This is a genomic window from Lysobacter sp. DMC104 (assembly GCF_056313665.1).
The window spans coordinates 136,417-151,318 of record NZ_JBQUZW010000007.1 but is presented as its reverse complement, the minus strand read 5'-3'; the positions used below and the strand labels follow the sequence as shown (position 1 = coordinate 151,318).

Sequence of the window (14,902 nt, the reverse complement as noted above, 5' to 3'; positions counted from 1 at the left end):
GATTCCGGGATCAGGCCTGCGCCGGCTGCGCGGACGGCGCCTTCACCACGACCTGCCCCTTCGAGGTGTCGTGCTGCATCTTCTCCCACAGGCGCGTGACCGGCAGCGTCTGCCAGGCATCGTTGAAGTGCTCGATCACCGGCACCTCGGCATCGCTGAACGCGGGGTGGTAGACGGTGAAGAACAGCACCACGCGCACGCTGTCGCTGTCGTTGCGCACCGAGTGCACGTAGGAGTCGTCGAACACCATCACCTTGCCCTCTTCCCACGCACGGGTCTCGCCGCCGCAGGTGACGGTGCAGTCGCGCGGCACGATCAGCGGCAGGTGCACGCGCAGCACGCCGTTGAACGGACCGGTGTGCGGCGGCAGGCCGGCCTTCGGGTTCAGCGCGGAAAACATCGCCATCGTGTACTCGAGGCGCGGGATCGAATCCAGCACCGCCGTCGTCACCGGGCAGAGCTTCGCGAAATCCTCGTTGCGCTTGCCGAACAGGTAGAAGTAGAAGCTGTGCCAGCCTTCGTGCTTCTTGCCCTGGCCGCCACGATACATCTGGAACTTCTCGCGCTCGTTGGCCAGCACGTTCTCAAGCTCGGCGCGGATCTGCGGATACGCGGCCTCGAGACGCTCGGTGAATTCGAACTGCGAGGCGTCGTAGAAGGCATGCGCAGGCACGCCCGGGATGAACAGCGGCGGCGTTTGCAGCGGATGCGTGTACGGCGACGGTTTCTTCGCCACGGGCTTGGCCAGCACGTCGAACACCGACGAGATGCCCAGCGTCTGCATGCCGCGCTGCACGGTCGGCAGCGCATCCAGCGCCTGGTAGGCATCGCGCAACGCTTCGAGGTTGCCGGCGCGGGTGCTGCGCAGCGCTTCGATCAGCTCCGGCGCGGCCGCACCGTTCTTGCCACCGAGGCGCAGCGTGCGTGCGAGCTGCAGCATGTGCCCGGAGAAACGCATGCCCCAGGCCGCGGTGACGGGGAACATCTTCGGGCCGAGCAGGACGCGCCGGAATGGCGGGACGGTCAGCGCGAGCACGGGCAGCATCAGCAATGACAGCGCGACGGCGACGAGAAGGAGGATGGGGTTCATGCGTGTGTTCTCCGCACCTGCGGTTCGAGGATGATTTCGGGAAATTGATGTCGGGCATCCGTGCGACGGGCGCGCACGGACACCGCGGCGGTCAACGGGATTCGGTCGGGCCGGAAGCGCCCGCGGCCGCGAAGATGCGCGCGCCGAGCGCGTAGCTCCATGCCGCCATCGCGGTGACCAGCAGCAGCGTGCAGATCGTGCCGAGGGCGATGCCGACGGCACCGGGGATGGCGTGGAACAGGCGCTCCATCAGCGCTTCCATCCCGATCGTGCCGCCCGACAGCAGCAGCACCGGCAGCGGATTGCGCAGCGCGGCGGACACGGCGCCGGCGAGTGCCGCGAAGCCGCGCAGCCGACCGATCACGACCGCGGCGGCCACGAAGGTGACCGGCATCGCGGCCACGAACAGCACCATCTTGAAGTGGAGTTGCGCTTCCGGCGTCAGCTTCCCGGGGTTGGAGAGCACCGTGGCGACGGTCTGCTGGCCGTCCTGGAAGAAGGTCCAGGCCAACGCGATGGACAACGGCAGCCACACGCCGGCCACGAGCGTGGCGGTGATGCCCACCGGTTTCGCGAACGCGGCCCAGACGCGCCACGGCCGCGGCTTCTCGCCTCGGTCGGCAGCCTGGAACATCGCCATGATCTGCGCGCCGAGGATGCCCGAGGCCGCGATCTTGAACGCGAGTCCGACCTGCGGCACCAGTATGAAGACCTCGATCGTCACCGCCATCAGGATCGTGGTGACCAGCCAGCGCCACAGGTAGCGCAGGTAGAGGCGGCCGGCATGGCCGAGGGAGTCGCCCAGTTCGGGCAGACGGATGCGGCGCGGCAGCGCCGGCAGCGCGTCCAGCGTGGTGGTGTTCATGGCAGTGCCTCCATGGCGGATGAGGGCGACGCGACGGGTGCCGCGTCGTGGGTTCCAGTGACGTCTTCGAGCTCGGCGGCGACCTGCGCGAGCACGGCGTCGCGTGCGGTGTGGATGAAGAAATGCCCGCCTTCGTGCATGTGCATGCGGAATTCGCCGCGCGTGTGGTCGCGCCAGGCCTCGATCGCGGCCTCCGGGATCATGCCGTCGCTGCGTCCACCGAACGCGGTGATCGGGCACGGCAGCGGACCTTCCGGCGCATGCACGTAGGTTTCCACCGCCTCGAAATCCGCGCGCACCATCGGCATCAGCAGTTCCAGCAGCTCCGGATGTTCCAGCACTTCCGACGGCGTGCCTTCGTACTCGCGCAGGCGGGCCCTGAAGTCGGCATCGGACAGGGCGTGGATCGGCGGCCGCGGCTGGCGCCTGTGCGGCGCGATGTAGCCCGACAGCAGCAGGCGCTCGGGCAGGCGCATGCCGCTGCGGCGCATCAGCCGGGTGGTCTCGAACGCGACCAGCGCGCCCATGCTGTGGCCGAAGAACACCAGCGGCCGCGGGTCGGGATCGCGTTGCAGCGCGTGGACCACGCCCAGCGCCATTTCGTCGATGCGGCGCAGCGGCGGATCGCGGAAACGCGCGCCGCGCCCGGGGTATTGCACCACCTGCAGCAGCACCTGCTGCGGGATCGCCTGCCGCCAGTCGGCGTAGACGTGTGCCGCGCCGCCGGCATAGGGAAAGCACAGCAGCCGCACGCGCGCGGCCGCATCGTCGGGACCCGGCATCCGGGTGATCCAGGGAGAAGGAGGTCGGTTCATGCGGACAGGGAAACGGGTTCGGAAGCGGGCGCGACGACGTCCACGGGCGTGGGCTCACTCGCCGCGAAGGCGTACTCGCGGTGCAGGCAGTCCACGGCGTCGTGCACGCCGCGCTCGGTCTCGGGATCGTCGGCGAAGGCACGGCACCGGGGCGCCAGCGCCAGCGCGTCGCGGATGCGTTCGATCACGGTGTCGACCGCGATGTCGGTCTCGACGATGGGCGTCGCGGCCAGGCCGTGCTCGGCCAGCAGCTGGCCCCAGTAGGGCTGGTCGAACAGGTTGCCCATCGCCAGCGACGGCACGCCCGCGCGCAGCGTTGCGGCGCTGCCGCCGGCGCCGCCATGGTGGATCACGCACGACGCCTGCGGGAACAGCCAGCCGTGCGGCAGTTCGCCGACGAGGTGCATGCGCTCGGGCGCGGGCACGGACGGTGGCGGCGCATCGGCAATCAACGCCTGCACGACCACCGGCAGCCCCATGCGATCCAGCGCGTCGAGCACGACGCGCAGCTTGGCGTCGATGTGGTCGCCCGCGCTGCTGCCCAGCGTCACCACGACCGGTTTCGGATGGCGTTGCAGGAACGCCGCGAGCGCGGGATCCGGCATCCAGTCGGGATCGTGCGTGGCCCCGTGGAGGAAGCCGACCACGCGATGCTGCGGCGACCACTGCGCCGACTCGGGCACGAGGCGCGGACTGACCGCGACCAGGTTCAGCCGCAGCGAATAGACGCTGTCGGCCACCACGTCGACCGGGCGCAGCCCGTGCGCGGCGCGGAATTCGGACAGGCGATCGCCCCACAGCCAGCGCGAATAGCCCTGACGCGCGCGCAGTTCCTCGCGCGAGGCCATCGCCTGCTCGCAGCCGATGCCCGCCGCATTCAGCGTGACGCTCGCCCACGGCAGGCCCAGCGACTCGGCGGCCAGCCCGCCGCCGACCTGCAACCAGTGCGTGATCACGACGTCGCAGTCGGCCGCGGCGTCGCGGCAATCGGCGAACAGGCGATCGAGATCGCCGAGCAGCACCTGCTGCAGCAGCGCGCGGTTCTGCTTGCGGGGATTCGCCTCCGCGTGCATCCCGTCCATCATCCCGCGGTAGGCGGCCGCGGCCATCGGGCTGCCCAGGGCGTGGAACGCGAACCCATGGCGACGCACCAGATCGGCATGCGCCGCCGGTGCGCCGAAACGCACGCTGTCGCCGCGCGCGCGCAGGCCGCCGGCCAAGGCCAGCAGCGGCTGCACGTCGCCGCGCGTTCCCCAGGTCAACACCGCCCAGCGCATCGTCGCGTGTCCCGGGCTCAGGCGGCGACGGCGCCGTCGCGCGCGTCGAGCTTGCGGCACAGCGTCGCCACGATCTCGCCGACGGTGGACAGCTCCAGCATTTCCTCGGGATCGAGCTCGATGGCGAAGGCCTCCTCGAGGTCGTACATCATGTTCATCAGCTTGAGCGAGCTCATGCCGAGGCTGTCGGTGCTGCGGTCGTCGGTGATCGTGGCCGGGTCGACGTCGAGCTTGAGCTGCGACGCCAGCACCTGCAGGGCGGTCGCGCGGATGTCGTCATGGGTCATGGGTGGTTCCTCGAAAGTCGTGTGTGCTTGTCGTGTGTGCTTGGGGAGTCGGTGATCGGACCGCCGGTCAGGGCGTCGTCAGTTCGGCTTCCCGCGCATCGCGGGCGGTGCCTTCCTGCGCATCGACGGCGCAGAACAGTTCGGCGAGGCGCGCCGCCAGCGTGGTCGCGTGCGGTCGCTTCACCAGCGTCAGGTGGTTGCCCGGCACCGGGATGACGGTCAGACCGCCCGGCGTGTACGCGCGCCACAGGTCGACGTTCACCGGCGGCGTGTTCTCCGAGGCTTCCTCGGCGATGAACAGCACCGCCGGCTGCGCCAGCGGCTGGAGGCGATAGCGCAGCGCCAAGTCGATGTTGCTGGCGATGCGCGCCATGAACTGCTCGGCGTCGCGGGTGCGGAAACCGCGCGGCAGGATGTCGAGGTCGTACGCGATCTCGAGCACGCGCGCGAAGCGCTTCTTGCTCTTGCGCATGACGTGGTCCATCTTCGCGTGATCCGGCACCGCTTCCAGCTCGGCGCGGCCGATGCCCAGCTCGAACGTGTCGCAGACCAGCATCAGCGTGTCGAGCAGGCCGTTCGCGCTCTGCGCCTCGCCATCCATCAGCGCGAGCACGCCGATGCGCTGGCCCGCGGCATCCAGTTGGCGCGCCATCTCGAACGCCACCGCGGCGCCCATCGAATGCCCGCCGAGGAGGTACGGACCTTCCGGCTGCATCGTGCGCACCTCGCGCACGTAGGCCGCGGCCATCGCCTCGATGCTGGCATTCGCCTGCGGATCGAGGAAACGGCCGTGCGATTGCAGCCCGTAGAACGGCTGTTCGGTGCCCAGCGCACGCGCGAGGTCCTGGAAGCCGAGCACGTCGCCGCCGGCCGGATGCACGCAGAAGAACGGTCTGCGACCCGGCGCGCCGGCCTGCAACTGCACCAGCATGCGCTCGTCGGACGCATCGATCGCCGCGTGCACGCGCTCGCCCATCTCCGAGACGGTCTGCGCCTGGAAGATCGCCGACACCGGCAGATCCTGGCCCATGTCCGACGCAACGCGCGCCATGACGCGGTAGGCACTGAACGATTCGCCACCGAGATCGAAGAAGTTGTCGTGGATGCCGATGCGATCGACGCCCAGCACTTCGCGCCAGATCGCGGCGAGCTGCGTTTCCACCTCGTTGCGCGGCGCGACATACGGCGTGTCCAGCTCCGGCCGCACCGCCTGCAGGTAGGGCAGCTTCGCGCGATCGAGCTTGCCGTTGTTGGTCAGCGGGAACTCGTGCAGATGCACGAAGCCCAGCGGCAACATGTACTCCGGCAGCGTGCGACCGAGGAAGGCGCGCAGCGCGGTGGTCGAGATCGGCTCCGGACCGGTGTAGTACATCAGCAGGCCGTCGCGCTGCGCACGATCCTTCGTCACCAGCACCGCGGCGCCGGTGACGGTCTCGTGCGCCAGCATCGCCGCTTCGATCTCGCCCGGTTCGATGCGGTGGCCGCGAATCTTCACCTGCTGGTCGGCGCGCCCCATGTATTCGAGGTCGCCGTCGGCACGCCAGCGCGCGAGATCGCCGCTGCGGTACAGCCGCGCACCCGGTTCGCCACTGAAGGGATCGGGCACGAACCGCTGCGCAGTGAGGCCCGGGCGTCCGGCGTAGCCACGCGCGAGGCCGGCGCCGCCGACGTAGATCTCGCCGCACACGCCCACCGGCACCGGCTGCGCATCCGCGTCGAGCACATACAGCGCGAGATCGGCCAGCGGACCGCCGACGCGGCGCGCGGGCGGCGCGGTCACGTCTTCCGGCTGCACCTCGCGCCAGGTGACGTGCACCGTGGTCTCGGTGATGCCATACATGTTGATCAGCTTCGACTGCGGATTCACGCGATGCGCGAACCACGGCCGCAGCGCGGCGTGCTCCAGCGCCTCGCCGCCGAACACGACGTAGCGGATCGCCGACGTCCACGCCCAGTCATCGGCCAGCGCGGAGCTGTCGAGCAGGCGTCCGAACGCCGACGGCGTCTGCGACAGCACCGTCACGCCGTGCTGGCGCATCAGACCGGTGAACTCCATCGGCGAGCGCGCGATCGCCTGCGGCACCACCACGAGGCGGGCACCGTGCAGCAGCGCACCGAAGATCTCCCACACCGAGAAGTCGAAGCAGACCGAGTGGAACAGCGTCCACACGTCGCGTTCGTCGAATGCGAAACGCTGGTTGCAGGCCGCGAACAGGCGCATCGCGTTGCGGTGCGTCAGCAGCGTGCCCTTCGGACGGCCGGTCGAACCCGAGGTGAAGATCACGTAGGCCAGCGAGTCCGGGCCATGCAGCGGCTCGGGCATGGCATCGGGCTGCGCGGCCAGCGTCGCGGCATCGCGTTCGAGGCAGACCACCTCGGACGCCCAGGCGCGCATGCGCTCCGCGGTCGGACCGCGGCCGATCGCGACGCGCGCGCCGGCATCGGCCACCATGAACGCCGCGCGGTCGTCCGGATAATCCGGCTCGATCGGCAGGTACGCGCCACCGGCCTTCAGCACACCGAGGATCGCGACGATCATCTCCGCCGAACGCGGCAGGCAGATCGCCACCGGCTGTTCGGGACCGACACCCAGCGCACGCAGGTGCTGCGCGAGGCGGTTGGCCTGTGCATGCAGCTCGGCGTACGTGAGCGTGCTGCCGCCGAAGCTCACCGCCGGGCGCGCGGCATGCCGCACCGCGGCCGCGTCGAGCGCGCGGGCCAGATCGCCCACGTCATCGAAGCGGCTGCGCGCACCGCCCAGCGCATGCAGCACCTCGTGCTCGCTGGCGGCCGCCATCACCGGCAGCGCGCGCAGCGGCGTCGACGGTGCGGCCAGCGCCGCCGACAGCAGCGTGCGCAGGCTGTCGAGCATGCGCACGGCGGTGTCAATGTCGAACAGGTCGGTGTTGAATTCCAGTTCGACCTGGGTCGCGGCCTCGTCGTGCGCGACGGTGATCGCGAGATCGAACTTGCTGCGTTCGAACGGGAAATCGAAGTTCTCGACCTGCACCGGCACGTCGTCGCGCGAGGTCGTCGCCTTCTGCGCCGCGGTCTGCCAGGCGAAGCTGGTGTCGAACAGCGGCTGGCGACTGAGGTCGCGTTCGATCGAGATCTCGCCGACCAGCGACTCGAACGGATAGTCCTGGTTCGCGAGGCCGTGGATCACGGTCTGGCGCACGCCCTGCAGCAGCGCGTCGAAGCCGGCGGCATTCGCCAACCGCGTACGCAGCGGCAGCGTGTTGACGAACACGCCGAGCATGCGCTCCAGCTGCGGGTGCTGGCGACCGGCCACCGGCACGCCGACGATGATGTCGTCCTGCCCGCACCAGCGATGCAGCAGCAGGTTCCACGCCGCCAGCATCACCATGAACGGACTGGCGCCGTGGCGCGCGGCGAACGCGAGCATCGCGGCGTGCGTGTCGGCCGGCAGCGCGAGTCGCGTGCGCGAGCCGCGGAAGCCGTGCAGTGCGCCGCGCGGGCGATCCAGCGGCAGCGACAGCGGCACCGGCGGCTCGGCGACGGCGGCGTGCCAGTAGCGACGCTGCGGCTCGAACTCGCCGCTGTCCATGCGCTGGCGCTGCCAGGCGGCGTAATCGACGTACTGCAGCGGCGCGGGCGCATCGCCCTCGCCTTCGCACAGTTCATCAACCAGCAGTTCCAGCGACCAGCCGTCGCTGACGATGTGATGCACGACCAGCGCGACGACGTGGTCGTCTTCGCCGAGCCGCCAGATGCCGCCGCGCAGCAGCGGGCCGGTTTCGAGGTTGAAGGGCTCGATCGCGAGTGCAGCCAACTGTTCGCGCGCCAACTGTTCACGCGCATCCGCGGGCAGCGTCGTCAGATCGTGCAGCGGCAGCGGCACGTCGACGTGGTCGGCGACCCACTGCATCGGCTCGCCATCGAGCGGGATGAACGTGGTGCGCAGCGCCGCGTGGCGCGCGACCAGCCGTTCGAGGTTGCGCGCCAGCGATGCCGTGTCGAGCGGCCCGCGCACGCGCACCGCCGACGGCATGTTGTAGGCCTCTTCCGCGCCTTCCAGCTGCACCTGGAACCAGATGCGACGCTGCGCATGCGACAGCGGATGGCAGTCGGACGGCGGCAGCGGCTCGATCGGCGCCAGCACGTGCGTAGTGCCGGTGGCACGTGCGGCCAGTTCGAGCAGATTGCGCGCCTCGAACACGTCGCGCATCGCCATCTGCCCGCCGGTCAGCATGCTCCAGCGGTTGACCAACCGGATCGCGAGCAGCGAATGGCCGCCGAGTTCGAAGAAGTTGTCGTCGCGACCGACGCGCGGGACGACCAGCAACTCCGACCAGATGCCGGCGAGCAGGCTCTCGGCCTCGGTCGCGGGCGCACGGAATGCGCGCTGCGCCAGCGCCTGTGCATCGGGTGCCGGCAACGCGGCACGGTCGAGCTTGCCGTTGCGCGACAGCGGCAGCGCCGCCATCGGCACGAACGCGGCGGGCACCATGTATTCGGGCAGCGTCGCGGCCACGTGGTCGCGCAGCGTGCCCGCGTCGGGCGGTGCGTCGCCGGCATGGGTGAAGTAGCAGACGAGGCGGCGATCGGCGCCGTCCTCGAACGCCAGCACCGCGGCTTCGCGGATCGCAGGATGCGCGGCGAGGCGGGTCTCGATCTCGCCCGGCTCCACGCGATGGCCGCGGATCTTGATCTGGAAATCGTTGCGACCGAGGTATTCCAGTTCGCCGTCCGCACGCCAGCGCACGAGGTCGCCGGTGCGGTACATGCGCGCGCCGGGCGTGGCGTCGAACGGATCGGCGAGGAAGCGTTCGCGGGTCCGCGCGTCCTGGTGCAGGTAGCCGCGTGCGACCGCGATGCCGCCGATCACGAGTTCGCCGGGCACGCCGGTCGGCGCGGGCCGGCCTTCGCCGTCGAGCACGTAGGCGCGCACGCCCGGCAGCGGGCGGCCGATCGCCGGCAGCGCCGGCCACGTCGCCGGATCGCCTTCGAGGCGGTACGCGGTGACGACGTGGGTCTCGGTCGGGCCGTAATGGTTGTCGAGCACGCAGCCGTCGAAGCGGCGCAGCAGATGGAGCACCGCCGGGGTGATCTTGAGCTGGTCGCCCGCGGTGATGATCTCGCGGATGGTGTCCGGCCACGCGCCGTCGCCGCCGTTCTGGCTGGCTTCGGCCAGCATGCGCAGCGCGGCGTTCGGCAGGAACAGGCGCGTGACCTGCTGTTCGCACAGCACGGCGCGCAGGCGTTCGGGATCGAAGCGCGCGGTGTCCTCGATCATCACCAGACGGCCGCCGACGGCGAGCGTGGTGAAGATTTCCTGGAACGCGACGTCGAAGCCGATCGACGCGAACTGCAGCGTCACCGGCGGCGTGCCGGTCTCGCGACCTTCGTGCCACGCCAGCAGGTTGGCGAGCGCGCGATGCGGCATCGCCGTGCCCTTGGGCTGGCCGGTGGAACCGGAGGTGTAGATCACGTAGGCGAGGTGATCGTCGCGCAGGTCCGGCACGGACAGCGCGATGCCATCATCGGTCTCGTCGCCTTCGGCATCGAGCGAGAGCAGCGGCATCGACGGCGACAGCGCGGCGACGGCGTCATGCCCTGCCCCGCCGGTCAGCACGGCCAGCGGCGCGGAATCCTCGAGCATGCGCGCGATGCGCTGCGCGGGATGCGCCACGTCCAGCGGCACGTAGGCGGCACCGGCCTTGAGGATGCCGAGCACGCCGACGACCAGTTCCGGCGAACGTTCGCAGCAGATCGCCACGCGCGCATCCGGGCCGACGCCCAGCGCACGCAGGCGCTTGGCGAGACGCGTGGCGCGGGTGTCGAGTTCGCGATAGGTCAGGTGGCGATCGCCCATGCTCACCGCGATGGCGTCCGGCGTGCGCGCGACCTGCGCGTCGACACGCGCATGCACCAGCCCGGTGCCGGCGACGCGCGGGCCGCTGGCCGCAGCCAGCAGTTGCGCGCGTTCGGTGGCCGGCATCGCGTCGAGCGTGCGCCACGGGCGCGCCGGTTCCTGCTCCAGCGCCTGTACCAGATCCTGCAGCGCCTGGTGCATGTAGGCGCAGATGCGCGCGGGATCCATCGGCCGCTGCGCCTGCGCGGTCAACGAGAAGCCCTCGCTGCCGTCGTCGACCGACAGCAGCAGCGGGTAGTTGGTGCGCTCGTGCGCGCGCAGCAGGCGTACCGGCGCCGACGCGTCGTCCTCGGTCTCCGGCGGCAGATCGCCGTGGCGGTAGTTCAGCAGCGTCGTGAACAGCGGCGCCGGCGGCTCCACGCCGCTGCAGCGCTGCGCGAGCGCCAGCGAAGCGTGCTCGTGGCGCAGCAGCTCCGACAGCGTGGCCTGCGCCTGGCGCACGGCCTCGCGTACGCCGGTGTCGTCCAGCGAGAAGCGGATCGGCAACGTGTTGATGAACATGCCGAGCGAGCGCAGCGCGTCCTGGCCGCCCTGCAGGCGACCGAACAGCACGGTCGCGAACACCACGTCGCGGCGGCCGGTCGTGCGCGCCAGCACCAGCGCCCACGCGAGGTGATGCAGGCTGGCCGCGCTCACGCCGAGCAGGCGCGCGCGTTCGCGCAGGCGACGGGTCAGCGCCGGATCGACCGGCAGCCGCGCTTCGCGCACGTCCATGCCGCCGGCCTGCACGTCGAGCAGGTCGAACGGCGCGGTCGGGGCGTCGATGTCGCCGAGCTGCTTGGTGAAGAAGGCCTTGTGCTCGGCGGTCTCGTCGCCCGACAACGTCTGCGCGACGAACTGGCGGAACGGCTGCGGCGGCGGCAGTTCGGCTTCGCGACCGACCATGTACGCGTGCACTTCGCGCTGCAGCACTTCCATCGCGGTGTGGTCGATCGCGAGGTGGTGATACTGCATCGCCAGCAGCCAGCGACCCTGCACGGCATCGTGCGCCAGCGCCACGCGCATCAGCGGCGCGGTGCGCAGGTCGATGCGGTGGTGCAACGGGTCGACGCGCGCCCACAGCTGCTCGCCGATGTCGCCGTCGGCCGGGTCGAGCGCGTATTCCTGCACCGGCAGGTCGGCGTGGCGCCAGACCACTTGCACCGGCGATTCCAGCCCTTCCCACTGCACCGAGGTGCGCAGGATGTCGTGCCGCGACAGCACCGCCTGCAGGGCACGCAGGTAGTCGTCGACCATCTCGCGCTGTTCCAGCGACAGCAGCGCACCGAGCAGGTACGGGTCGCCCTCGGCACTGCCGACATGGTGGAAGAACATGCCCTGCTGCAGCGGCGCCAGCGGATAGAGATCCTGCACGTTGGCCGCGCCGCCCGGCACGGTGGCGACGATGCGATCGATCGCCTCCTGCGACAGCGTCACCAGCGGCAGCATGTCCGGCGTGATCCGCGTGCAATCGGCGGGGATGCGGTTCGGCGGCACCTCGGGCGCCGCCGGCGCGTCGGGCGCCACGGCGGCGGCGAGTTCGCGCAGCGTCGGCTGCTCGAACAGCGTGCGCACGTCGACCGCGATGCCGACCTTGCGCAGACGCTCGGACAGCGACAGCGCCAGCAGCGAATGGCCGCCGAGCTCGAAGAAATTGTCGTCGCGACCGATGCGCGGCACCGACAGCAGCTCCGACCACACCGCGGCCATCTGCGTCTCGATGCCGGGCAGCGGCGCTTCGTACGGACGCTGCACCAGCGCGGCGGCGTCGGGATCGGGCAGCGCGCTGGTGTCGAGCTTGCCGTTGGCGGTCAGCGAGAAGCCGGCGACCTCCACGATCGCGGCCGGCACCATGTAGTCCGGCAGGCGATCCTGCAAATGGCGACGCACCTCGGCGATGTCGACCACGTGGCCCTCGGCCGGCTGCACCCACGCGACCAGGCGCTTGGCGCCGTCGGGGCCCGGACGCGCCAGCGCGACCGCGCGCTGCACGCCCGGTGCGGACGCGGCGACGGTCGAGATTTCGCCCAGTTCGATGCGGAAGCCGCGGATCTTCACCTGCTGGTCGATGCGGCCGAGGTGTTCCAGCTCACCGCGCGCGTTGCGACGACCGAGGTCACCGCTGCGGTACAGGCGCGCGCCGGGACGGCCGCTGTACGGGTCGGGGATGAAGCGTTCGGCGGTGAGCCCCGGGCGACCGAGATAGCCGCGCGCCAGGCCGTCGCCGCCGACGAGGATCTCGCCGGCCACGCCGTCGGGCAGCAGTTGCCCGCGCGCGTCGGCGATCACGCAGGACAGGTCGGACAGCGGCAGACCGACCGCGGGTTCGGCACGATCACCGGCGTCCTCGACCGGCACGTCGCGGAGCGTCACGTGCACCGTGGTCTCGGTGATGCCGTACATGTTGATCAGCCGGCCCGCACCGTGCTGCCGGTGGCGGAACCACGGTGCCAGCGCGCGCGTGTCGAGGCCTTCGCCGCCGAACACCACGTAGCGCAGCGGCCCGCTCCAGCGCCAGTCATCGGCGGCGCCGGCGGCCTGCAGCAGCGCGGTGAACGCCGACGGCGTCTGCGACAGCACCGTCGTGCCGGTGTCGTGCAGCAGCGTCAGCAGGTCCCGCGGCGAGCGTGCGACCACGGATGGCACCACGACCAGGCGCGCGCCGTGCAGCAGCGCGCCGAAGATTTCCCACACCGAGAAGTCGAACGCGTACGAATGGACCATCGTCCAGGTGTCGTTCGCGTCGAAGCGGAACTGTTCATCGCACGCATCGAACAGGCGCAGCGCGTTCGCCTGGGTGATCAGGCTGCCCTTCGGTCGGCCGGTGCTGCCCGAGGTGTAGATGATGTAGGCCAGTTGCTGCGGGTGGCGCGCGACGACGACCGGCGCGGCCGGCTGCGCGGCGATCGCCTGTGCGTCGGCGTTGAGGCAGACCACGTGCGGCAGTGCGTCGCGCAGGCGCTGCGTGGCCGCGCCGTGGCCGATGCCGATCTGCACGCCGCTGTCGCTGAGCATCCACTGCACGCGATCGTCCGGCAGGTGCGGCTCGATCGGCAGATAAGCGCCGCCGGCTTCCAGCACCGCGAGCACTGCCACGATGGCGTCGACCGAACGCTCCAGGCACAGCGCCACCGGCACTTCGGGGCCGACGCCCAGCGTGCGCAGGTGCTGCGCGAGGCGGCGCGCGCGCGCAAGCAACTCGCCGTAGGTGATCGCATCGTCGCCGCAGGTCACGGCGACGCGCTGCGGATCGCGCTCGGCCTGCCGTGCGATGCGGCTGGCGAGATCGTCGCTGACCGGCAGCGTCGTGCGCGGGGCGCCGTCGCGGCGCGCGATGTCGGCGGCCTGCGCGTCTTCCAGCAGCGGCAGGTCGCCGACGCAGGCGGCGGCACCGCGGACCAGCCCGCGCAGCACGCGGCCGTACAGCGCCATCAGCTGCTGCGCGGCGGCTTCGTCGTAGGCTTCTCGCGCGTACTCGGCGCGGACCACGTAGCCGTCGCCCGCGGGCGCGGCGATCACGGTCAGCGGGAAGTTGGTCATCTCCGCGAAGCGCACGCCGGCCAGCTGCATGCCGCCGTCGCTGGCGGCGCTGTTGACCGGGAAGTTCTCGAACACGAACAGGATCTGGAAGAACGGCTCGTTGCCCGGCAGCGCGGTGAACTCGCGCAGGCGCGGCAATTCCAGCCACGCGTGCTGCGACATCTCGGCGATCCGCTGCTGCAACTGCGCCACCAGCGCCTCGGCCGGGGTGTCGGCCTCGCACTGCACGCGCAGCGGCAGGGTGTTGGTGAACTGGCCGATCATCTGCTCGACGCCGGCGAGGTCGTGCGGACGACCGGACACCGTGGTGCCCCAGACCACGTCGCCGGTGCCGGCGAGCCGCGACAGCAGCACCGCGAACGCGGCCTGGAACACGGCGTTCGGCGCGGCGCGCCACTGGCGCGCGCTGCGGGTGATGTCGGCGCAGAGATCCGCATCCAGCGTCAACGCCACTTCACCGACGTCGGCGAACTCGCGCAGGTCGTCGCGACGCGCCAGCGGCAGCGGCAGACGCGTGTGCAGGCCCTGCAGCCGGCCGCGCCAGTAGTCCTGCGCGGCCTGCGGGTCCTGCTTGCGCAGCCACGCGATGTAGTCGCGGAACGGCGCACGCGGCGGCGTGCGCGGACGCTCGCCGCGACGCAGTGCGTCGTAGGCGGACATCAGGTCGCCGAGCAGCAGCGGCATGCTCCAGCCGTCGAGCAGGATGTGGTGGAACGCCCACACCAGGCAGCGGTCCTCGCCGCCGGCGCGCAGCAGCGTCACCCGCATCAGCGGACCGGTGTCCAGCGGCATCGGCGTGTGCCGGTCGCGGCGCAGGAATTCCTCCAGCGCCGCGTCTTCCTGCGGCGTGCCGGGCGCGGCGTCCAGTTCGACGATGTCCATCGCGAACGGTCGCTGCTTCAGCACCACCTGCGCCGGCTCCGCGAGCTTGCGCCAGCGGAACACGGTGCGCAGCAGCTCGTTCGCGCGGACCACGTGCTGCCAGGCCTGGGCCATGGCGTCGTGGTCGATCGCACCGGCGAGCCGCAGCGACAGCTGTTCGACGTAGACCGAAGAACCGGGTTCGTAGACCGAATGGAAGAGCATGCCCTTCTGCATCGGCGACAGCGGATAAACGTCGGCGACGTTCGCAGGAGTGAGGAGATCGTTCATG

6 protein-coding genes are annotated in these 14,902 nt (G+C 70.8%); all 6 read right to left on the bottom strand.

Annotation, left to right across the window (positions count from 1 at the left end):
* Window positions 1–10: 10 nt before the first annotated feature.
* Window positions 11–1,090: an aspartyl/asparaginyl beta-hydroxylase domain-containing protein gene (locus ACT53R_RS10755; RefSeq protein ID WP_476171870.1), complete on the bottom strand. Its 1,080-nt coding sequence runs from the start codon at window positions 1,088–1,090 to the stop codon at window positions 11–13.
* Between the two features lie 91 nt (window positions 1,091–1,181).
* Window positions 1,182–1,955: a hypothetical protein gene (locus ACT53R_RS10750; protein WP_476171869.1), complete on the bottom strand. Its 774-nt coding sequence runs from the start codon at window positions 1,953–1,955 to the stop codon at window positions 1,182–1,184.
* On the bottom strand, window positions 1,952–2,737 hold the full coding sequence (locus tag ACT53R_RS10745) for a thioesterase II family protein (protein ID WP_476171868.1): 786 nt from the start codon (window positions 2,735–2,737) through the stop codon (window positions 1,952–1,954). The genes ACT53R_RS10750 and ACT53R_RS10745 overlap by 4 nt, the downstream gene beginning before the upstream one ends.
* Window positions 2,738–2,766: 29 nt before the next feature.
* Window positions 2,767–4,035 (bottom strand): glycosyltransferase, encoded by a 1,269-nt coding sequence (locus ACT53R_RS10740; RefSeq protein WP_476171867.1) that lies wholly within the window; start codon window positions 4,033–4,035, stop codon window positions 2,767–2,769.
* Between the two features lie 29 nt (window positions 4,036–4,064).
* Window positions 4,065–4,334 (bottom strand): acyl carrier protein, encoded by a 270-nt coding sequence (locus ACT53R_RS10735; RefSeq protein ID WP_476171866.1) that lies wholly within the window; start codon window positions 4,332–4,334, stop codon window positions 4,065–4,067.
* Window positions 4,335–4,401: 67 nt separating this feature from the next.
* Window positions 4,402–14,901 (bottom strand): non-ribosomal peptide synthetase, encoded by a 10,500-nt coding sequence (locus ACT53R_RS10730; RefSeq protein WP_476171865.1) that lies wholly within the window; start codon window positions 14,899–14,901, stop codon window positions 4,402–4,404.
* Window position 14,902: the final 1 nt, after the last annotated feature.

Bases quoted from the DNA above. Each gene is read 5' to 3' on its own strand.
- ACT53R_RS10755 (WP_476171870.1), bottom strand. From the start codon at position 1,090: ATGAACCCCATCCTCCTTCTCGTCGCCGTCGCGCTGTCATTGCTGATG.
- ACT53R_RS10750 (WP_476171869.1), bottom strand. From the start codon at position 1,955: ATGAACACCACCACGCTGGACGCGCTGCCGGCGCTGCCGCGCCGCATC.
- ACT53R_RS10745 (WP_476171868.1), bottom strand. From the start codon at position 2,737: ATGCCGGGTCCCGACGATGCGGCCGCGCGCGTGCGGCTGCTGTGCTTT.
- ACT53R_RS10735 (WP_476171866.1), bottom strand. From the start codon at position 4,334: ATGACCCATGACGACATCCGCGCGACCGCCCTGCAGGTGCTGGCGTCG.
- ACT53R_RS10730 (WP_476171865.1), bottom strand. From the start codon at position 14,901: ATGAACGATCTCCTCACTCCTGCGAACGTCGCCGACGTTTATCCGCTG.